Annotated in this window: 20 protein-coding genes and 1 riboswitch; of the genes, 2 read left to right on the top strand and 18 right to left on the bottom strand. The window is 68.1% G+C overall.

Translation table 11 applies throughout. The features are described 5' to 3' along the window. Positions 1 to 77 precede the first annotated feature (77 nt). Positions 78 to 1463: a MocR-like pyridoxine biosynthesis transcription factor PdxR gene (gene pdxR / locus DBZ45_RS06320; protein ID WP_440130505.1), complete on the top strand. Its 1386-nt coding sequence runs from the start codon at positions 78 to 80 to the stop codon at positions 1461 to 1463. A 9-nt stretch (positions 1464 to 1472) separates the two neighbouring features. Here the strand turns inward: pdxR and DBZ45_RS06325 are convergent, their stop codons facing one another. After that, complete coding sequence (locus DBZ45_RS06325) at positions 1473 to 2078, bottom strand: LysE/ArgO family amino acid transporter (RefSeq protein WP_111903086.1); 606 nt, start codon at positions 2076 to 2078, stop codon at positions 1473 to 1475. Between the two features lie 69 nt (positions 2079 to 2147). On the opposite strand from DBZ45_RS06325, the gene DBZ45_RS06330 reads away from it, so the two are divergent. After that, on the top strand, positions 2148 to 3053 hold the full coding sequence (locus DBZ45_RS06330) for an ArgP/LysG family DNA-binding transcriptional regulator (RefSeq protein WP_111903087.1): 906 nt from the start codon (positions 2148 to 2150) through the stop codon (positions 3051 to 3053). A gap of 20 nt (positions 3054 to 3073) precedes the next feature. Here the strand turns inward: DBZ45_RS06330 and DBZ45_RS06335 are convergent, their stop codons facing one another. The 17 genes from DBZ45_RS06335 to DBZ45_RS06415 all read right to left on the bottom strand — a co-directional run bounded on the left by DBZ45_RS06335 (position 3074) and on the right by DBZ45_RS06415 (position 20369). Beyond that, on the bottom strand, positions 3074 to 4621 hold the full coding sequence (locus DBZ45_RS06335) for a purine-cytosine permease family protein (RefSeq protein ID WP_111903088.1): 1548 nt from the start codon (positions 4619 to 4621) through the stop codon (positions 3074 to 3076). Continuing rightward, entirely contained in the window at positions 4618 to 5031 is a 414-nt protein-coding gene (locus DBZ45_RS06340) for a YybH family protein (protein WP_111903089.1), read from the bottom strand. The genes DBZ45_RS06335 and DBZ45_RS06340 overlap by 4 nt, the downstream gene beginning before the upstream one ends. A gap of 274 nt (positions 5032 to 5305) precedes the next feature. After that, a complete protein-coding gene (locus DBZ45_RS06345; RefSeq protein ID WP_111903090.1) occupies positions 5306 to 6235 on the bottom strand; it encodes a C40 family peptidase in 930 nt (309 codons plus the stop codon). 4 nt (positions 6236 to 6239) lie between these two features. Continuing rightward, a riboswitch (cyclic di-AMP (ydaO/yuaA leader) is annotated at positions 6240 to 6410 on the bottom strand. 149 nt (positions 6411 to 6559) lie between these two features. Continuing rightward, the gene (locus DBZ45_RS06350; protein WP_111903091.1) at positions 6560 to 7933 is read right to left on the bottom strand and encodes an NAD(P)(+) transhydrogenase (Re/Si-specific) subunit beta; all 1374 of its coding nucleotides are present in this window, start codon (positions 7931 to 7933) and stop codon (positions 6560 to 6562) included. Further along, complete coding sequence (locus DBZ45_RS06355; protein WP_111903092.1) at positions 7930 to 8280, bottom strand: NAD(P) transhydrogenase subunit alpha; 351 nt, start codon at positions 8278 to 8280, stop codon at positions 7930 to 7932. The genes DBZ45_RS06350 and DBZ45_RS06355 overlap by 4 nt, the downstream gene beginning before the upstream one ends. Further along, positions 8280 to 9509 (bottom strand): Re/Si-specific NAD(P)(+) transhydrogenase subunit alpha, encoded by a 1230-nt coding sequence (locus DBZ45_RS06360; RefSeq protein ID WP_111903093.1) that lies wholly within the window; start codon positions 9507 to 9509, stop codon positions 8280 to 8282. The genes DBZ45_RS06355 and DBZ45_RS06360 overlap by 1 nt, the downstream gene beginning before the upstream one ends. Positions 9510 to 9686: 177 nt before the next feature. After that, positions 9687 to 10526, bottom strand: a complete 840-nt coding sequence (locus DBZ45_RS06365) for an IclR family transcriptional regulator domain-containing protein (protein WP_111903094.1) — start codon at positions 10524 to 10526, stop codon at positions 9687 to 9689. Positions 10527 to 10657: 131 nt separating this feature from the next. Continuing rightward, positions 10658 to 11341, bottom strand: coding sequence for a 3-oxoacid CoA-transferase subunit B (locus DBZ45_RS06370; RefSeq protein WP_111903095.1), 684 nt, complete (start codon positions 11339 to 11341; stop codon positions 10658 to 10660). 1 nt (position 11342) lies between these two features. Next, positions 11343 to 12050 carry a 3-oxoacid CoA-transferase subunit A gene (locus DBZ45_RS06375; protein ID WP_111903096.1) on the bottom strand — a complete coding sequence of 236 codons (708 nt, stop codon included), beginning with the start codon at positions 12048 to 12050 and terminating at the stop codon, positions 11343 to 11345. Between the two features lie 4 nt (positions 12051 to 12054). Next, positions 12055 to 13266, bottom strand: coding sequence for a thiolase family protein (locus DBZ45_RS06380; protein WP_111903097.1), 1212 nt, complete (start codon positions 13264 to 13266; stop codon positions 12055 to 12057). After that, positions 13263 to 13703, bottom strand: a complete 441-nt coding sequence (pcaC, locus tag DBZ45_RS06385) for a 4-carboxymuconolactone decarboxylase (RefSeq protein WP_111903098.1) — start codon at positions 13701 to 13703, stop codon at positions 13263 to 13265. The genes DBZ45_RS06380 and pcaC overlap by 4 nt, the downstream gene beginning before the upstream one ends. Then, positions 13700 to 14518, bottom strand: a complete 819-nt coding sequence (locus tag DBZ45_RS06390) for an alpha/beta fold hydrolase (protein ID WP_111903099.1) — start codon at positions 14516 to 14518, stop codon at positions 13700 to 13702. The genes pcaC and DBZ45_RS06390 overlap by 4 nt, the downstream gene beginning before the upstream one ends. Continuing rightward, entirely contained in the window at positions 14511 to 15974 is a 1464-nt protein-coding gene (locus DBZ45_RS06395; RefSeq protein WP_111903195.1) for a lyase family protein, read from the bottom strand. The genes DBZ45_RS06390 and DBZ45_RS06395 overlap by 8 nt, the downstream gene beginning before the upstream one ends. A gap of 68 nt (positions 15975 to 16042) precedes the next feature. After that, entirely contained in the window at positions 16043 to 16633 is a 591-nt protein-coding gene (gene pcaG, locus DBZ45_RS06400) for a protocatechuate 3,4-dioxygenase subunit alpha (protein WP_111903100.1), read from the bottom strand. Continuing rightward, positions 16626 to 17528, bottom strand: coding sequence for a protocatechuate 3,4-dioxygenase subunit beta (pcaH, locus tag DBZ45_RS06405; protein WP_111903101.1), 903 nt, complete (start codon positions 17526 to 17528; stop codon positions 16626 to 16628). The genes pcaG and pcaH overlap by 8 nt, the downstream gene beginning before the upstream one ends. A 58-nt stretch (positions 17529 to 17586) precedes the next feature. Further along, positions 17587 to 19488, bottom strand: a complete 1902-nt coding sequence (locus tag DBZ45_RS06410) for a bifunctional sugar phosphate isomerase/epimerase/4-hydroxyphenylpyruvate dioxygenase family protein (protein WP_111903102.1) — start codon at positions 19486 to 19488, stop codon at positions 17587 to 17589. Next, entirely contained in the window at positions 19488 to 20369 is an 882-nt protein-coding gene (locus DBZ45_RS06415; protein WP_111903103.1) for a shikimate dehydrogenase, read from the bottom strand. The genes DBZ45_RS06410 and DBZ45_RS06415 overlap by 1 nt, the downstream gene beginning before the upstream one ends. Positions 20370 to 20423 lie beyond the last annotated feature (54 nt).

Consider the following 20423-nt stretch of genomic DNA (forward strand, 5'->3'; position numbering starts at 1 on the left):
AGCCGGATTGGTCCTAGCATAGATCCAAGAATCCACGTTTCAGGAGAACCAAGATCGAAGCCGAACTTCCGCTCGTTCTGGACCACCAGAGCCGCGTCCCGCTTGCCGCCCAGCTGGTCGGCCGCCTCCGGGAAGCGATCCTGGACGGAACCCTGAGGCCGGAACACAGCCTGCCGGCGTCTCGGCGTCTTGCCGCCGGGCTGGGCATCTCCCGCGGTGTTGTGGTCCGCGCCTACGAACAGCTTGCCGGCGAGGGGTACCTGGAAAGCCGGGGCTCGGGCGGTACGCGCGTGGCAGTACGCGCCGACGGCCGGGGCATGGCGTCGGATGTCGCCCAAGAGACTGCCGGCACCGGGCTAACCGTATCGATAGACCTCACGCCGGGCCGGCCGTCCGGCGCCCCGTTCCGTGACCGTGACTGGCGGGCCGTCTGGCGGAAAGCTGTTGCCGAGCCGGTGCAGGTTGAGCTTCCGGACGCCTTGGGCACCCCCGTCCTTCGCACCGCCGTGGCAGGTCACCTCGCCGCGTCCCGCGGACTTACGGTGAGTGCTGAGGACGTCATCATCACAGCGGGCACCAGTGACGCCCTGCAGCTGATCGTCGCAGCGCTCCGTGGCCAGGCGGGCGCGCCCCTCGTGCTGATGGAGGACCCCGGCTACCCCACGGCCAGGCGCGTGCTTTCCGCGGCCGGAGCCGCGGTGGAAACCCTGCCGGTTGCCGGCGACGGGCTGGAGGCAGCACAGCTTGCGGCCCTTGGCCACCATCCGGACGCCGTCCTGGTGACGCCCAGCCACCAGTACCCCCTGGGCGGGCGGATGCCGGTAAGGGAACGGCTTGCCCTGCTGGCCTGGGCTGAGGCCAACCGCGTGCTCATCCTGGAAGACGACTATGACAGCGAGTTCCGGCACCGCAGGATGCCCCTACCCGCCCTTGCCTCACTGCCCTCCGCCGCCGAAGTCGTTTTGGTAGGCACCTTCTCAAAGTCACTGAGCCCGTGGCTGCGCTGCGGCTATCTCGTGGTTCGCGGCGCCTCCGGGCAGCGGCTCAAGGCTGCGCGGCATGACCTCGGCACGCCCGTTCCTGGAGTCATGCAGTCGGCCCTGGCCAACTACATCGCCGGCGGCGGCCTCGCACGGCACATCGCCCGGGCCCGGCGCCAGTACGCCCACCGCCGCGAACTGCTTCTCGACCGCTTCGGAGGACGGACAGACGTCCAGTTGGCGGGCCTCGACGGCGGCCTGCACGCCGTCATTCGGCTTGAGCCGGGCGTTCCTGCCGAGCGCTTGGCCGAGGAAGCACTGGCACAGGGGGTCCGGGTCGTTACGCTGGCAAGCTACTTTGCAGAGCGGACGCCGGAGAACGGCTTGGTCATCGGGTATGGCGCCCCGACAGATCTTCAGCTTGCCCGTGCGCTGGACATCATTGCCGGGATACTCGACCGAATGGCCGGCAACCCCGTGTAACGGGGCAATTCAGCGGCCGGTCGCGAGGACGATGGCCAGGGTGAGCATGAGCACGGCGACGCCGCCGTCGAGGAAACGCCACGACGCCGGCCGCGCGAAGAAGCCGCTGAGGCCGCGAGCGCCGTAGCCGATCAGGGGAAACCAGAGTGCGCTGCCGGCGGCAGCCCCTGCCCCGAAGAGCCACTTGCCGGAATCGCCCTGGGCGTTGGCCAGGGAGCCCAGCAGCACCAGCGTGTCGAGGTACACGTGCGGATTGAGCCAGGTGAGGGCGGCGGCGGTGAGCACTGCCGACCAGACCGTCCCCCTGCCCGGAGAATCCGCGGCCTTGAGGATCCCGGGCCGCAGGGCGCGCCGGGCAGCGAAAACTGCGTAGGCGAGAAGGAACGCGGCCCCGACCCATCGCACCACGGCGAGCAGGGCGGGAGCGTTCTGGATGAGCGCCCCGATTCCGGCGACGCCGGCCAGGATCAGGACCGCGTCACTGGCGAGGCACACCAGGACAACCGGCAGGACGGCCTCCCGCTTGAGGCCCTGCCGCAGGACGAAGGCGTTCTGTGCGCCGATGGCGATTATGAGGCCGAGCCCGGCGCCGAGCCCGGTCAGGAAGGGAAGCATTCTTCGAAGGTACGGCCGCCAAATCTGAAAAGCAATTTACTTTTTCTGCAGTTCCATTAGAGTATCTTCATGGAACTCGATCAGCTCCGCGCTCTCGCCGCCGTCGTCGACCACGAGACCTTCGACGCCGCAGCGAGCGAACTGCGGCTCACGCCCTCAGCCGTGAGCCAGCGCATCAAGGCGCTTGAACGCTCCGTGGGCAGCGTGCTGGTGCGGCGCCTCAAGCCGGTTCGGCCCACGCCGGCGGGCGAACAGCTCCTCCGCTCCGCGCGCCAGCTGCTGCTCCTCGCGGACGAGGCGGTCCTCGCCCTGCGCGGACCAGACACTGCAGCGGAGGACGACGGCGGGCGGCCGGGTGCCGAGCGGCTGCGGGTTCCCATCGTGGCAAACGCGGACTCGATCGCGACTTGGCTCCCGGCGGCCTACCGGGAAATTGCGCTTGGCGGCCGGGTGGCCCTCGAGCTGCTGCGCGACGACGAGCATTCCACAGCTGACCTCCTGCGGTCCGGCGACGCCGTAGGCGCGATCACCGCGGATCCCCGGCCGGTGCAGGGGTGCACGATCCGCCCGCTGGGCACCATGGTGTACAGGGCCAAGGCCTCGCGCGAGTTCGCGGACCGCTGGTTCCCCGGCGGTCCCACTCCGGAGGCCCTCGCCGTCGCCCCCGTCATGCAGTACGACCGGAAGGACACCCACCAGCTCGCAATCCTCGCGCTCGTAGCCCCGGATGCGACCCCCCCACAGCACTTCATCCCCGATTCCGTGCAGTTCGTCGAATCAGTTCACGCCGGCCTGGGCTGGGGCATGGTGCCGGACCAGCAGGATCCCGAGGACTCGCTCGTTGAGCTCGACCCGGCCTGGAGTGAGGACCTGCGACTCTACTGGCAGGCGTGGACGCTGGAATCGCCGGGCCTCACGGAGGTGACAAACGCCGTCGTCCGCGCCGCCCAAACGCTGCCGCCGCACCGGACCTAGCTTCGGTGGCGGCGGGTCCGTTAGGACAGCACGGGCTCGAGATCATTCTTCTCGTCAACGATAGGGATGTTCTTGGGAGCTGCGGCCCTGACGAACCTTGGTCCGGCCGGGCCATACGCGTCTGCCGGTTCCGGGAAGAGCCAGAGCACCGCGGGGTAAAGCACCGCAGCCAGGCCAATGGAAATGGGAATGCTCAGGTCTACTCCCGCGGCGAGATTGCCGAGGGCACCGACGAACTGGTTCGGAACGTTCACGAACATGATTCCCATGACTGCTGCGAAGATCCAGACGCCCATCGCACGCCAGTTCCACCCTCGGTTGAACCAGTACCGGCCGCCGACCTGGCGGCGGTTGAAGACCTGGAGGGAGTCGGCGTCGTACCAGCCCCGCCGCGTCACGTACCCAATCATCATCATGATCATCCACGGAGCGGTGCAGGTGATGATGAGCACCGCGAATGTGGAGATGCTCTGCACAATGTTAAAGGCGAAGCGGCCCACATAAATGAAGACAATGGCGATGAACCCGATGAACAACGTGGCCTGGACGCGCGAGAACCGGGGAAAGACGCTGGAGAAGTCAAGACCTGTTCCGTAAAGCGCCGTGGTGCCCGTGGACATGCCGCCCACCAGGGCAATGAGGCACACCGGCAGGAAGTACCACGCGGGGGAAACCGCCAGAAGCCCGCCCACATAGTCAGAGTTCTCGAAGAACGCTGGCGCCTCAGTGGCAATGATGGTGGCCGTGACCAGCCCGAAGCCAAACGGCACGAGGGTGGCCACCTGGGCGAGGAAGGCAGCAGCCATGACCTTTCGCTTTGGTGTCTCAGCCGGAATGTACCGGGACCAGTCACCTAGGAACGCGCCAAAGGAGATGGGGTTGGACATGACGATCAGTGCAGATCCTATGAAGGATGGCCAGAACAGGGCGCTGGTGGCGGCGTCCGCCCCCTGCCCGAACGTTCCGGCGTAGGACGGGTCAAACGCACCCGCAAACGCAACGATGCCGAGCAGGAACAGCAGGGACGCAGCTACCACCGCGACCTTATTGACCCAGAGCATGAAGCGGAACCCATAGATGCACACAGTAAGGATGAGAACAGCAAAGACGCCGTAGGCGAGGCTTAACGTCACCGCGTTTTGGGGCAGGCCGATCAGGCGGTTCGCGCCCCCTACCAGCGCGTCCCCTGAACTCCACACAGAGATGGAGAAGAACGCGAACGCCGTCAGGAGTGACAAGAAGGATCCCACAACCCGGCCGTGCACGCCCAGATGCCCGGACGACGAAACAGCATTGTTCATTCCGTTGGTCGGACCAAAAACAGCCATTGGGCAAAGTATCAGGCCGCCAACCACGACGCCCAGGACCGTGGCCAGCAGCGCGTCCTTGAAGGACAACCCGAAGAGGATGGGGAACGATCCCAGGACCACCGTGGCAAATGTGTTTGCGCCGCCAAATACCAGACGGAAGAGGTCCAGCGGTTTAGCGGTCCTGTCGGTGGCAGGAATCGGTTCGATGCCGTGCTTTTCGACTTCGGTCACGGCAGGGGCTTTGAAATCTTGTGTCATGAGGTTGCCTTCGGGCTAACCGGCGCCGGAGAAAGGTGCTCGTGAATGGCCAGCAGGTTGCCAGGCTCCGTCCTGGTGAAGATGATGGTCTCCCTCTCGTGAAGTGTCCCTTTTGTGCCAGCCACGTCGATGACGGTTTTGACATCATGGCTGAACACGGCGCATGGGCCGGCGATCCGGATGTGCGCATTGGAACTGGCGCATTCTGCGACCCGCCAACCATCCTCGAGCCAGCCCTGCCACAGGGCGCGGTATTCCCCGCGCGAACCCAAACGGTCCGATTCGGAATGGAAGACGAAGGTCGCGTCAGGCGCGAAGCAGTCGAAGTAGTCGTCAGTGTCGGTGGCCGCGAAGGCGGTCATCAGCCGCTGCGCTGCTGCCTCAACCTCGGCGATGGTTATTAGGTCCACGGGAGCTCACTCTCGGCGTTGCGTGCAAAGTTTCGGCCGTGACGTGTCTCAGCTCACATCCGGTCAGGGTCTCAGTAAACCGGGCAACTTATCCTCTAGTCAACAATTGTTGCTTGTGAGTCACTTTTGTTGCTCGCCGTCGGGTGCAGACCACAGCGGGGCCGCGGGTGATCCAAAACCCAGCAAACACAGCAGCGGCGGGTGCTTATGCACCCGCCGCTGCGTTGTTCCGTTCCGCCTGCCTGGCTGTCGCCCGTCAGGCATTCACCCGCTGTTAAGCGTTCACCCGCACGTAGGTGGAGCCGGTGAGCCAGGAGGCCGGGTGCACGATGGTTTCGTTGACGCCATTCATGCCGCTGCTGATGGCCTGGCCGCCGCCGATGTAGACGCCGACGTGTCCGGCGCTGATCATCAGGTCCCCGGGCTGCGGGGCGGAGACCGGAGTCCCGTACTGGTAGAACTGCGCGGGGGCCAGGTCGCCGACGGACTTGCCGACAGAGCGCAGTGCCTGCTCCACCAGGATGGTGCAGTCCTGGGTGGCGCCGAGCTGTGCCCGGGCAGAGGCCACAATGGCTCCGCCCACGCCACTGGCTGACTGGGTTGCAGCCGCCGGTGTAATCGAGGCGGAGGCGTTGTAGATTCCCATGCCGGAGGGCGCCGGGGCTGCCGGTGCCGGAGCCGCGGGAACTGCCGGAGCGGCGGGAGCCGCAGGTACTGCCGGGGCTGCAACTGCACCCGGTCCCGGGATGAGGATCTGGTCGCCGGGGTAAATGACAGACGCCAGGGACAGGCCGTTCTCCGCGAGGAGTGTATCGAGGCTGACACCATGGCGTGCTGCGATGGCACCAAGGGTGTCGCCGGACACAACGGTGTGCGACGCGCCGGCAACAGCAGATCCGCCACTTGCCGGCGCGGGGACTGCCGGGGCGGCCTGCGCCGGAGCGGGGACGGCCTGGGCGGGTGCTGCCAGCGCCTGGCCAGCGGCGGACTGGACTGCAGCAGCAGCGTCAGGCGTTTCCGGCGCGTAGGCACCTGCGTGTGCGGGTGCTCCCGCGCCGAAGAGGAGCCCGGAAGCGACGGCGGCTGCGGCCGCCGGCTTGGCAACCGAGGCGGCGTTGGACTTGAGGGAATACTGCAGGCCCTGCAAAGCGATGGACGTCGTCGGGGTGGCGCGGTGGCGCGCCGGGGTGAACTTACGTGACATGGTTGATGTGCCTCTCCCATGCCTGCGGGGTGAGCTGTCGGGTTCGGATGGGAGTCACCCGGTCCTGCCCGCCGTTGGGCGGAGCGTCTGGACTTAACCCCTAGGCCTTGGCGCGCAAGGCCGGTACAAAGGTGGTTCCCCCGTCCCTGCCTGTTGGTCATAGCGAACGGATCCCGGTCAGCGGCAGGGCTCGGCATTCTGCCCGGGAATGCCCTGAGCGGAACCAGGGCACCGGCCGAGGCTATCGCATTCATGCCCCAAAAGTCACATTTGAGTAACGAGGGTGTGTCGGAAGGGTTGGGGACACCCCCCGGATGCTGCAGCCTACAGGGCCTTCACGGCGCCCAGCACCTTCATCAGGGACTCCTTGGCGTCGCCGAACAGCAGCGTGGTCTGCGGCTCGAACATGAGATCGTTCTCGATCCCCGCGAACCCGGGGCGCATGGAGCGCTTGAGGAACACCACCTGCCGCGCGTCCGCCACCTCAAGGATCGGCATCCCGTAGATCGGCGAGCCGGCGGTGGTCTTGGCGGCGGGGTTCACGACGTCGTTCGCGCCCACCACGAGCGCGACGTCGGCGGTGCGGAACTCGGAGTTGATCTCGCCCATTTCCTTGAGCGATTCGTAGGGCACATTGGCCTCGGCGAGGAGCACGTTCATGTGCCCGGGCATGCGTCCCGCCACGGGATGGATGGCGAAGTCCACGCGGGTACCCCGGGATTCCAGGGCCTGGGCGAGCTCCGCCGCGGTGTGCTGTCCCTGCGCGACGGCCAGCCCGTAGCCGGGGACGATGATCACGCGCTGCGCGTAGCCCAGCAGCACCGCCACGTCCTCCGGGCTCGACGACCGGACCGGACGGTCGCTCACGGCGGTGGATCCCGCCGTCGAACCTCCCCGGAACGCACCGAACAGGATGCCGGCCACGCTGCGGCCCATGGCAGCGGCCATCGCCCGGGTGAGGATGGTGCCCGACGCCCCCACCAGCGTGCCGGCCACCACCAGGAGCACGTTGCCCAGCACCAGGCCGGACGCCGCAACCGCGAGGCCGGTGAAGGCGTTGAGCAGCGAGATGACGATCGGCACGTCGGCGCCGCCCACCGGCAGCACCAGCAGCACGCCTGCCACCAGGCCGAGCAGCAGGAGCAGGAGGGCCAGGACCAGCGAACCCCCAAGCACGACGGCGGCAGCCGCGCCCACCGCTGCGAGCAGCACCGCGCCCATGAGCACCGGCAGGCCGGGGAACACCACGGGGCGGGTGGTCATGAGCTCCTGCAGCTTCGCGAACGTCACGGCGGAACCGGCAAAGGACACCGCCCCCACCAGCAGGGTGAAGACGACGGCGACGCGCACCCAGGCGTCCTCCGCATGCGGCAGTTCCAGCAGCGCCACGAGGGCGGCGGCGCCGCCGCCCACGCCGTTGAAGAGGGCGACGAGCTGCGGCATCTGGGTCATCTTGACGCGCCTGGCCACCGGGGCGGCCACACCTGAACCGACCACAATGGCCCCAAGGATCAGGGGGACGTTGTCCAGCCGGGTCGAGAAAAAGACGGTAACGACGGCGACCAGCGCGCCGAACGCACCGATGAGGTTGCCGCGGCGGGCGGTGCGCGGGGAATTCAGGCCCTTCAGGGCCAGGATGAAGAAGACGGCGGCCGCGAGGTAAAGCAGGGCGGTGACGTTGGGGTCGAGGAGGGTCAACGTGTGGCCTCCGTATTCTCCTTGGTGTCAGGCTGAGTTTCATCCGGTGTGGGCTTGGCCGGCTTATCCGGCTTGCGGCCCCGGAACATCTCCAGCATGCGGTCCGTTACCACGAAGCCACCCACCAGGTTGGCCGTGGCAAGCACCACGGCCAGCAGCGCCACCGCGAGGACCCAGGGGTGCGTGGCCTGGCCGGCAACGATGATGGCACCCACCAGGATGATCCCGTGGATGGCGTTCGCACCGGACATCAGGGGCGTATGCAGCGTGCTGGAAACCTTCGACACCACTTCGAAGCCGACAAACACCGCAAGGACGGTGATGGTCAGCAGGCTGATGCCGTCCATCAGACCACCCCTTCGTTTTCCGACGCCTTCACTGGGTCATTCGCCAACTCGTCGGCGAGTTCGCTGTCCGCTGTCCCGTTCTCCCCGGCGAGCACCGCGAGAGCCTCTGCCGTCGGCGGGTGCCGCACCACGCCGTCGTGCGTCAGGCATGCACCTGCGATCACGTCGTCGTCAAAATCCGGGGCCACCGTCCCGTCCCGCGTCATCAGCGCCAGCAGGTTTGCCACGTTCTTCGCGTAGAGCCGGGAGGCGTCCGTGGGCATGGCCGACGGCGCGTCCTTGAGGCCGACGACGGCGACGGTCCCCTTTCCGTCGGCCGTGGGGACGTGGATGTCCCGGCCGGCGACGGACCCCTCCACGTTGCCGCCGGACTCCGCGGCGAGGTCGACGACGACCGACCCGGGGCGCATGCCCTGCACCATTTCACGGGTCACCAGGAGCGGGGCGTGCCGGCCGGGAACGGCAGCCGTGGTGATCAGCACGTCGGCATCGGCGACGTGCGGTGCCAGCAGCTGCCGCTGCAGGGCGCCGCGGTCGGCGGTGAGCTCACGGGCGTACCCGCCGGCCGCCTCTGCGGTCTCCAGGTCCAGCTTGATGAAGGTGCCGCCCATGGACGTGACCTCTTCCGCCGAGGAGGGCCGGATGTCGTTGGCGGAGACGCGTGCGCCGAGCCGCTTCGCCGTCCCGATTGCCTGCAGCCCGGCCACCCCGACGCCGAGCACCAGCACCCGTGCGGGCGGGACGGTTCCGGCGGCAGTCATGTACAGCGGGAAGAAGCGGGGCAGGCGGATGGCGGCTTCAAGGACGCAACGGTAGCCCGCCACGAGGGCCTGCGAGGACAGGGCGTCCATGGACTGGGCCCGGGAGATGCGCGGCACGAGTTCCAGTGCAAAGGACGTGACTCCGCCTTCGGCCAGCGCCCTGACGGTGGCCAGTTCGGACGACGGCGAGGCCAGGCCCACGGTGACGGCGCCGCGTTTCAGGGCTGTCGCCGTCGGAAGTTCCAGCGGACGGACGTGGGCGAGGATGTCCAGCCCGGCGGGATCGAGGTCGTCAACGATGTGGGCGCCGGCATGGCGGTATTCGTCGTCGGCATGCCCGGCAGAGACGCCCGCACGGGACTCGATCAGCACCTCCAGGCCCAGTCCCGCCAGCTGCTTTACGGTTTCCGGCGTCGCAGCGACCCGCCGTTCGCCTTCCCGGCGCTCCCGCGCTATGCCCAGCTTCACCCGCCACGTCCTTCCAACGGGTGCAGCGGCTCCTGCTCTGGGGGTCCCGCCCGGGGCGGTATTCACGGAGCGGCGCTGCTGCACGTAGTTGGCTAGAGTCTATGGCCCAAGGGCGCGTGGCGGGAGGGTGGCGGGCCGCTTAGAAGTATGCGGAAAAGTCCGCACTGGTTGCCGGACCTATCGCCCGCTGGAGAAGTCCGACGAAATTCGCTCTGCCGTGGCCACGATTTCCTTCCGCACGGACTCGAGGTAGGCCTCGCGGTCCGGTTTGGCGGCCACAGACTGTGCCTGCAGCGAGACGTTGACGGCGGCCACCACCTTCGGACCGTGATAAACAGGCGCGGCCACGGACATCAGCCCCAGTTCGAGCTCCTGGTCCAAGAGGCACCAGCCCTGAGCCCGGACCTTGTCCAGGACGGCAAGCAGGTCCTTCACCGTGCCAATCGCGCGTGGAGTGAGCGGCTTGATCTCCGCCGCGGCCAGGTAATCCTTCAGCTGCTCCGGCGGGAGCCCCGCGAGCAGCACCCTGCCCATCGACGTCGCATAGGCGGGAAACCTGGTGCCCACGGTGATGCCGATGGTCATGATCCGGCGCGTGGTGACCCTGGCGATGTAGGCGATGTCCGTTCCGTCCAGCACCGCCGCCGACGTCGACTCTCCCAGCTTCAGGGACAGCTCCTCCAGGTGCGGCTGGGCCAGCTGCGGCAGGGAGAGGCCTGAAAGGTAGGCGTAGCCGAGCTGCAGCACCTGGGCCGTAAGCGCGAAAGTCTTGCCGTCGGTCCGAACGTAGCCGAGCTCCACCAGCGTGTGCAGGAATCGCCGGGCCGTGGCGCGCGTGAGATCCGTGCGGGCAGCCACCTCGGTGAGCGTCATGTCGGCATGCTCGGTGTCGAACGCGCGGATCACCGCGAGCCCGCGCGCGAGCGACTGCACATACTGGTCGCTCGCCGCCGGTGTCGCGCCGTCTTTCGGCTGGCGGCCCGCCCGAGGCGTGGTCGCTGCTGCTGCGTCGGTCATGGTTACCAATCCTAATCGGCGCGAACGGACACTTCCGGCCCCGCCACCACTCACGCGAACTGGCAGCTGATGCCCTCAAAACCCGGGTTTGCGGTCATTTGCTGCCAGTTCGCGCTGGGAGGGGGAAAGCGTTAGTGCTCGACGGCGGGGGCGGCCGTGAGGGGGACGGGGACGAGTTTCTGGAGGTCTTCGAGGGTGCAGCCGAAGGTTTCGCGGACGCGGACGCCGTCGGGGCCGGTGAGGAAGACAGCCTTGTCGGTGTAGACGCGGGTCACGCAGCCCACGCCGGTGAGCGGGTAGGTGCAGGCCTCCACGATCTTGGAGGCACCTTCGCGGGTCAGGAGAGTCATCATCACGAAGACGTCCTTGGCTCCGGTGGCCAGGTCCATCGCGCCGCCGACGGCGGGGATGGCGTCCGGTGCCCCGGTGTGCCAGTTGGCGAGGTCGCCGGTGGCGGAAACCTGGAACGCGCCGAGGACGCAGATGTCCAGGTGCCCGCCGCGCATGATCGCGAAGGAGTCGGCGTGGTGGAAGTAGGACGCGCCGGGGAGTTCGGTGACGGGGATCTTGCCGGCGTTGATGAGGTCACCGTCGATCTGGTCGCCGGTTGCCACCGGGCCCATGCCGAGCATGCCGTTCTCGGTGTGGAGGGTGATGTTCTGCTCGGGCTTGAGGTAGTTCGACACCAGGGTGGGCTGGCCGATGCCCAGGTTCACGAAGGATCCCGGCGCGATGTCCCGCGCCACCATGCGGGCGAGGTCGTCGCGGCCCAGCGGCGTTTCGGACGTCTGGATGCTCGTCTCTACAAGGCTCATCTCAGGCCACCTGTCCTTTCAGGTCCGCGCCGGCGGCGGCAGCACCGCTGGAATCAATACGGACAATGCTGGTGACGTAAATGCCGGGCGTCACGATGTTCTCCGGATCCAGCGCACCCGTGGGCACGATTTCGGACACCTGCACGATGGTGTGCTTGGCGGCGGCGGCCATGATCGGCCCGAAGTTCCGGGCAGTCTTGCGGTAGACCAGGTTACCGACGCCGTCGGCCTTCAGCGCCTTGATCAGGGCGACGTCGGCGTGGATGGGGGTCTCGAACACCTGCCCACGGCCGTCGATGATGCGGGTTTCCTTGCCCTCGGCCAGCATGGTGCCGTACCCGGTGGGGGTGAAAAACCCGCCGATGCCGGCGCCGGCGGCGCGGATGCGTTCGGCCAGGTTGCCCTGCGGCACCAGCTCCAGCTCGATCTGCCCGGCCTTGTACTTCGCGTCGAAGTGCCAGGAGTCGGACTGCCGCGGGAAGGAACAGATCATCTTGCGGACCCGGCCTTCCTTGATCAGCAGCGCCAGGCCCTGGTCGCCCTGGCCGGCGTTGTTGTTCACCACGGTCAGGTCCGTGGCGCCGCACTCGAGCAGCGCGTCAATCAGTTCGAACGGCTGCCCGGCATTGCCGAACCCGCCGATCATCACCGTGGACCCGTCCTTGACGCCGGCCACAGCCTCCTGGACCGAATCTACAAAGCTCAGCATTCGCCTACGCCTTTCCGTTTGCAGGGGAGGAAGCAGTTACGTTTTCAAGCACCACAGCGAGGCCCTGGCCCACGCCGATGCAGATCGCCGCGACACCCCAGCGCTCTCCGGACACCTGGAGGGACCGGGCGAGGGTGCCCAGGATGCGGGTGCCGGATGCGCCGAGCGGGTGGCCCATCGCGATCGCGCCGCCGTGCCGGTTCACGATTGCGGGGTCGATGCCCCAGGCGTTGATGCAGGCCAGGGACTGCGCGGCGAACGCTTCGTTAAGTTCGACGGCGCCCACCTGGTCCCAGCCGATGCCCGCCTTCGCAAGGGCCTTGTTTGCCGCCTCCACGGGGGCGAAGCCGAAGTACTGCGGGTCGTTGCCGTGCGCACCGCGCCCGGCGATCCGGGCCAGCGGCTCCAGGCCCAGGATCGAGGACGCGTTCTCGGACCCGACCCACGCCGCGGACGCGCCATCTGACAGCGGGGAGGCGTTGCCGGCCGTGACGGTGCCGTCCTCGGTGCGGAACACGGTCTTGAGCCCGGCCAGCTTTTCGGCCGAGGAGCCGGCGCGGATGCCCTCGTCCCGGACCAGCTCGGTGCCCGGAACCGGAGCCACGAGGTTGTCGTAGAAACCCTCGTCCCAGGCGGCCGCGGCCAGGTTGTGGGAGTTGGCGGAGAATTCGTCCTGCTGTTCGCGGGTCACCCCGTACTTCTCGCGGAGCCGTTCGGTCGCCTCGCCCAGGGAGATGGTCCACTCCTTGGGCATGGCCTTGTTCACCAGGCGCCAGCCCAGCGTGGTGGACGCCAGGGTCATGTCCCCGGCCGGGTAGGGCTTCTCGGTCTTGGGCAGCACCCAGGGGGCGCGGCTCATGGATTCGGCGCCGCCGATCAGCATGACCTCGGCGTCGCCAGCGTTGACCTGGCGGGAGGCGATGATCGCCGCGTCCAGCGACGAACCGCACAGCCGGTTCACAGTCGTGCCCGGGATCGAGACCGGAAGGCCAGCCAACAGCGTTCCCATCCGGGCGATGTTGCGGTTCTCCTCGCCGGCGCCGTTGGCGTTGCCGAAGACCACCTCGTCGATGCGCTCGACGTCGAGCTGCGGGGCGCGCTTCACGGATTCGCGGATCACGTGGGCGGCGAGGTCGTCCGGGCGGACGGCGGCGAGGCCGGAGCCGAACTTGCCGAAGGGCGTCCTCACGGCGTCGTAGATGAAGGCCTGGTTCATGGCGTGCTGTCCATTTCTTTGAAGACCTGCTGGGCGGTCTTGAAGGCGGTGTTGGCGGAAGGAACTCCGCAGTAGATGGCGGTCTGCAGCAGGATCTCTTTGATCTCGTCCCTGCTCAGCCCGTTGGTGATGGCCGCGCGGATGTGCATGGCCAGTTCTTCCCAGTGTCCGTGCGCCACCATCGCGGTGATGGTGACGGCGGAGCGCATCTGGCGCGGCAGGCCCGGACGGGTCCAGATGCCGCCCCACGCGATGCGGGTGATCATGTCCTGGAAGTCCTCGGTGAAGGCATCCTTTTTGGCGTTCGCCCGGTCCACGTGCGCGTCGCCGAGCACTTCGCGCCGGACCACCATGCCGCCGTCGTAAATCTCCTGGCTGGTGGCGTCCGGCTGAACCACCCCGTTGCGCTGGCTGCCGGTAACTTCAGCGCCGCTCACTTGGCAGCTCCCCGGGATTCAGTCCAGGAAATCAGGCTCCGCATCAGCTCGGCCACGTGGGCCGGCGCCTCGGCGGGCGCCAGGTGCGCCACGCCTTCCAGCGTGGCTGCGGAGGCGGTGCCTCCACCCGCGGTGATTCCGGCGGCCACCTCTTCGGCGACCGACGGCGGGGCGACGCCGTCCAGCGCACCCGCCACCACCTGCGTCGGGACAGTGATGCTGCCGAGCTGGTTACGCACATCGAAGGCGGCCAGGGCCTCGCAGCAGAAGGCGTAGCTGAAGCGGTCGGCGTCGCGCAGGGAGTGCAGGAGCCGGCTGCTGAGTTCCGGTTCGCGGTCCATGAACCCGGGCGCGAACCAGCGTTCGGCGGAGCCCTGGATCATCACGGGAGTGCCTTGGCTGCGGACGGTCTCGGCGCGTTCCAGCCAGCCCTCGGGGGTGCCAAGCTTGGCGCCGGAGCACTGCACGGAGAGGCTCTTCAGCCGGTCGGCGTGCTTGATGCCCAGCTGCAGGCCGGTGGCCCCACCCAGGGAAACGCCGGCGTAGTGGAATTTCTCGCCGGGGGCGATCGAATCCACGAGTTCGACGACGGCGTCCGCCAGGTCGGCGACGCTGAACGTTTCGGCGGCGGCGGGAGAGACGCCGTGGCCGGGCAGGTCCCAGGCGATGACGTCGAGATCGTTGCCCAGGAGCGAGCCGACCTGCGCCCACAGCACCGAGGAGGTGCCGAGCGAGGGCCCGACGATCAGGAGCGGTTTGTCCCCCAGCGTGCGCTGGGGGGAAAGCAGCACTGCCTTGACTGCTGGTTTAGCCACGGGAATCTCCGTTTCCGTCTGGTTCGGTTGAAGTAAGCGCAAAATCCGGAAAAGCCGCCACGATCCGACGCGAGATCCCGGCTGCCTGTCCGAGGTAGCTGGCGGGATTGAGCAGCTCCTCCAGCTGGGCGTCGGAAAGCGTATCCGCGGGGACGGCCTCACGCAGCAGCCGGCAATAGGTGGCGGCCTGTTCGGCTACCGGCGCCTGCAGCGTCTTGTCGACGACGGCCTGCAGCTGCTGCTTCCCGTCCATTCCGGCTTCCCCGGCGGGAAGGAGCGGCGCCACCGCGGCGGAGACGCCCTCGCTGAGCAGCAGCGGACCGGACAGGTCCAGGTTTTTCCGCATGCCGTCGGGGAAGACCTGCAGCCCCTCCGCGAGTTCACGGATGTGGCCGCAGGCGCCGAGGGCCAGCGCGAGCAGCTGGCGCAGGGCCGGCCATTCGCTGTGCCATGCTCCGTCGGGGCGTTCGTCGTTGAAAGTTGCCGCGGCAAGGTGCAGCTGCGCAGCCAGGGCGGGGGCCTGGAGGGCGGCACTGCGGACCAGCACGGACAGCACGGGGTTCTGCTTCTGCGGCATCGCCGAGGAAACTCCACGGCCGGGGGCGCGCGGTTCGGCCACTTCGGCTACCTCGGGACGGCTCAGGAACAGGACATCCGCGGCGATCTTGCCGAGCGCGTCAACTACGGAGGCCACGGCGTCACCCAGCGACGTCACGGCCAGCCGGTTGGTGTGCCACGGTGCCGGCGCGGCGGCCAGGCCCAGCTGGGTGGCCAGCGCATCGGAGAGTGCAAAGGGATCCGTGGCGGAACCGGACGTCAGCCCTGCATTTGAAGTCAACACGGTGCCCGCGGCCAGCGTGCCCGCCGCGCCGCCGAACTGCACCGGCAGCTCCAGTCCCTCGAGCCGGCGAGCCGCGGCCGCCAGCCCATGGAACCACTGCGCCGCCCGAAGCCCGAACGTAAACGGCAGCGAGTGCTGGGTCAGGCTCCTGCCCACGCACAGCGTGTCCGCATGCCGCTGGGCCAAACGGGCGAGGGCCGCCGTCGTGCCTTTCACGTCCGCGAGCAGCGCTTCGACGGTGTTGCGGGCCACCAGCATCAGGGCCGTGTCCAGCACGTCCTGGCTGGTCAGCGAGGTGTGCACGGCCTTCGCAGCACCGACGCCGGCAGTGTCCAGCGCCTTGACCTGGACCCTGAGGTCGGCCAGCAGCGGGATGACCGGATTTCCGCCGCCCTGCGCCCGCCGGGAAATATCGGCAAGACCGTACCGGGAGGGATCGGCGGCGTGGGCCACCACGGCAGCGGAACCGGCGGGAGCGAGATCATGCTGCTCCAGCACGGCGGCCCAGCCGGCCTCGACGGCGAGAATTGCCGCGAGGACGGCCCGGTCACCGGTCAGCGCCGCCACCAGGGGCGACGCCGACACAGGACTGAGCAGGCCGAAGTCGCCGTTCAGTCCCGCATCACCGTGGAGCCCGGCATCGCCGTGAAGGCCGCCGCCGGCGCCCGCTGCCTGAAACCCGGTCACTTTGCGGCGCCCCCGGTTCCGGTTCCCTCGAAGTCGAGGAAGACGGTTTCGCCTTCACCCTGCAGGCGGATGTCCCAGGTGAGGCCGCCGTCGGCGTCGCGGCGTGCGATCAGCGTCTTGCGGCGCTCGGGGTCCAGTGAGGACAGCAGCGGGTCCTTCGCCAGCGCTTCCTCGTTCTCCGGCAGGTAAACGCGGGTGAAGAGGCGGTTCATCAGGCCGCGCGCAAAGATGGCGACGGAGATGAATGCCGCGGCGCCCGGTTCGGTGGGGCCGGGGTTCACCGTGGTGAAGGTGTAGATGCCGCTGTTGCCCACGGCGCTCCGGCCGAAGCCGGTGAAGGTGTAGCCGTCACGGACCAGCGAGCCGGTCCGGTGGACGATGTTGCCCTCGGTATCCGGCTGCCAGATTTCGAGGATGGCGTCCGGGATCGTGTGCCCGGCGCCGTCGTAGACGGTGCCCTGCAGGCGGATGGAGCCCGGGGAACCGGGCGCCAGCAGCTCGCGGTCCTTGTTGTAGGGCAGGGCGTAGCCGTAGAACGGGCCCACGGTCTGGCCCGGGGTGGGAACTAGCTTGGTGGAGTTACTCATGGTCGTCGCCTTCCGCGCCCAGCGCCTCGTTCTCGGTCCAGGTCCGCTTGGAGCCCGTCAGGACGATGTCCCAGTTGTAGCCCAGCGCCCATTCGGGCTCGGTCAGGTCGTGGTCGTAGGTGGCCACGAGCCGGTCGCGGGCATCCTGGTCCACGATCGACTGGTAGATCGGGTCCAGCGGGAAGAGCTGGTCGCCCGGGAAGTACATCTGGGTGACGATCCGCTGCGTGAACTCCTGGCCGAACAGCGAGAAGTGGATGTGCGCTGGACGCCAGGCGTTCAGGTGGTTCTTCCACGGGTAGGCGCCCGGCTTGATGGTGGTGAAGCGGTAGGAGCCGTCCGGGCCGGTGATGCAGCGGCCCACACCGGTGAAGTTGGGGTCCAGCGGTGCGGGGTGCTGGTCGCGCTTGTGGATGTAGCGGCCGGAGGAGTTTGCCTGCCAGATCTCCACCAGCTGGCCGGCTACCGGCCTGCCGTCGCCGTCGAGCACGCGGCCGGCGACGATGATGCGTTCGCCCTGCGGTTCGCCGTTGTGCTGGATGGTCAGGTCCGATTCCAGGGCGTGGACGTCCTGGTGGCCGAACGCCGGGGAGTACAGCTCGATGGTTTCCGGGTCAGCGTGGTGCAGGCTCTTGGTGGGGTGGCGCAGGAGGCTGCTGCGGTACGGCGCGAAGTCCAGGCGCGGCTGGGTTTCCGGCGCCGCACCGTCCTTCAGCGCCCGGGCGTAGGCGTCTCCGATGGCCTTGATCTCCTCGGTGAGATCCTGCTGGGTTTCCACCCGCGGCGCTTCAGCCGGAACGGCCGTCCCGGCGGCCGGGGTTGCGGGTACTGCGTCCGACAGGTCCTCGGTCAGCGCGTCGGCGTTGTACGTTGCGAGATTCACGTCTTCAGGCACAGCAGCCTCCTTTCAATCTGTGGTTGGGCAAATCTTTTGTGGTTTGGGCGGTGGGTGGCTACTTGGTCGGTTGGTGCAGGTGGTCGTACTGGACGGCGTGGCGCACCGGCGCGTTGGGCGCACCGTAGCCGTCATAGCTGCCGCGGCGTTCCACCATTTCGAAGAACACGCTGCCCACCGTGGCGGTGTAGAAGTGCAGGAACTCGCCATCGGCGTCACGGTCGTACAGCAGGTTGAGGTCCCGGAGCGTGTCCAGGAAACCGGGCTCGAGGTCGAAGCGGGCGTCCAGATCCTCGTAGTAGTTCTCCGGGATCTGCAGGAAGGCCAGTCCCCGGTCGCGGGCGGCGCGGGCTGTTGCCACCAGGTCCTCCACCGCGAAGGCGATGTGCTCCTGGTAGGTCTTCCGCGGTGCGGTTCCCGCGTCGGCGCCGTCCTGCTGGATGACCGGGGCCAGGTTCAGCACCAGGCGCACGTCCCGGTCTGAGGTCTGCATGACCTGCGAGCGGACCAGGCCGCTGGGGCTGGCGACCTCTGCGTACGGCTGCGGCTCCAGCGCCAGCGCGCTCGTGTAGAAAAGGACAGCCTCGTCGAAGTGCTGCCACGGCTGGGCCAGGTTCACGTGGTCGATCACCGCGGTCCGGGCACCGGACGGAACCTCCAGCCCCTGCCCAAATTCAGCAGTCCAGGCGGCCGTCCCGTCCGGGTTGCCCTGGCACAGGAAGATCTCGGTGGAGTCGGGGGCGGCGAAGCCCTGGAACACTTCCTCGTTGGCCTGGCTCTTCCGGGGAACCACGGGGGCCTTGAGCTGCTGGGCGCGGGCGGAGGCAATCACCGGGGAGTCGACGTCGAACCCCAGGGCGGCAATGGCGGGTTCGGCGGCCGCGGGAGCCTGTTCGTTGATGATCACCCGGGCGTGGCCCATGGACCAGAGCTGGACATCCTTGGTGCGGTGGCGGCCGTTGAACTCGAAGCCAAGCTGGCCGAGCACCTCTTCCAGCACCCCGGTGTCCGCGGCCTTCACCTCGGCGAAGTTGAAGCCGGCAGGCTCCGCCACCTGCGGCAGGGTGGCCAGTTCCATGGGATAACGACGGCGCGATGCCGCCTGCGTGCCGGCGGAACCGGTGGCGCCAAGAAGGGCAGTGTCCAGCCACTTGGCGCTCTGCTCCTCCAGCCAGATCAGCGAACGCATCGCGTCCACGGCGGTGCGTTCGACGTCGGACTGGCGGAAGACGTCGTTGAAGACCTCAAGGGACACCGGGCCGGTATAGCCGGCGCGGACCACGTGGCCCATGAACTTGGCGAGCTCGAACTGGCCCTCCCCCGGGAAGACGCGGTAGTGCCGGCTCCACGAGAGCACGTCCATGGAGAGCTTGGGGGCGTCGGCCACCTGCACGAAGAAGATCTTGTCCGCGTTGATGTCCTCGATCGGCGCGGTGTCCCAGTCCCGGGACAAGATGTGGAAGGAGTCCAGGCAGGTGCCGAGGTGGGGATGATCCACCATTTCCACGAGGCGGTGGGCGTGCTCGTAGTCGTTGACGTACTTGCCCCAGGCGAGGGCCTCGTAGGCGACCTTGACGCCGTGCTCGCCGGCAAGGCCCGCCAGGGCGGCGAGCTGAGCGGCGCGGAGGTCGTCGTCGTCGATCGTGGCGGTGGCGACGTTGGTGCAGACCAGGATGGTGTCCATGCCCAGCCGGGACATGAGCCGGAACTTGGCCTCGGCCCGGCGGAGGTTGGCGGCGAGCAGGTCCTCGGTCACGCTGTCGAAGTCGCGGAACGGCTGGTAGAGGTCCAGCGTGAGGCCCAGGTCCGCGGCCATCTTGCGGACGTCCTCGGGGCTGAGTGCTGAGGTGACCAGGTCCTGCTCGAAAATTTCGATGCCGTCGAAGCCCGCGATGGCGCAGGCCTGCATCTTTTCCTTCAGCGTCCCGGAGAGGCAGACGGTGGCGATTCCGGTGCGCATCAGACGGCCATCTCTTCGGCCGCGATGAGCTCGAGGAAGTGGGCGCGCATCCGTTCGGCGTCGGGCTCGAGCCCGGTGAAGATGCGGAAGGCGTCGGCGGCCTGGCCCACGGCCATGCGTCCGCCGTCCAGCACCTGGCAGCCCTTGGCGCGCGATTCGCGGACCAGCTCGGTGTCGATCGGGCGGTAGACGATGTCCGCCACCCAGTGCCGGGGCTCCACGAGCGCCATGTCCAGCGGGGTGCCCGGGTGGGCGGCCATGCCCACGGGGGTGCAGTGCACCAGTCCGTCGGCGGCGGGCATCAGCTGCGGCAGCTCCGCCGTCGCGCGTGCCGTGACGGTGCGGTCCGGGAAGAAGCCGGCCAGTTCGGCGGCACGTTCCGCGCAGCGCGCCGGATCCATGTCCACGAGCTCCAGCGTCTGCACGCCGGCGGTGAGCAGGGCGTAGGCGACGGCGGATCCGGCGCCGCCCGCTCCCAGCTGCACCACGCGGTCAAGCTTGGCGTCCGGAAGTCCGGAGGCAAGGGCGGCGGCAAAGCCGGAGAAGTCGGTGTTGTGGCCGATGAACCGTCCGTCCTGGATCACCACGGTATTGACGGCGCCTAGGCGTTCGGCATCGGGGGCGATCTCGTCCAGGCGCTCGAGGACCAGCTGCTTGCACGGGTGGGTGATGTTCAGCCCGTTGAAGCCCATCCGGTACGCACTTTGCAGCAGATCGCCAACGGCGGTGGCCGGCAGGTCAAGCTCATGCAGGTCGATTGGCCGGTAGAGGTAACGGACGCCCTGGACGTCACCTTCACGCTCGTGCATATGGGGCGAGAGCGACGGCATCACGCCGTCCCCGACAAGTCCTATCAGATAGGACTCGGTTCGATTGCTCATGCGTGCGGCTCCTTTGACAACGGCACTCGGCCGGCTCGGGCGCCTGCAGCGCCC

Origin of the sequence: Arthrobacter globiformis (genome assembly GCF_003261175.1) — a bacterium.
Lineage (GTDB): Bacteria > Actinomycetota > Actinomycetes > Actinomycetales > Micrococcaceae > Arthrobacter > Arthrobacter globiformis_A.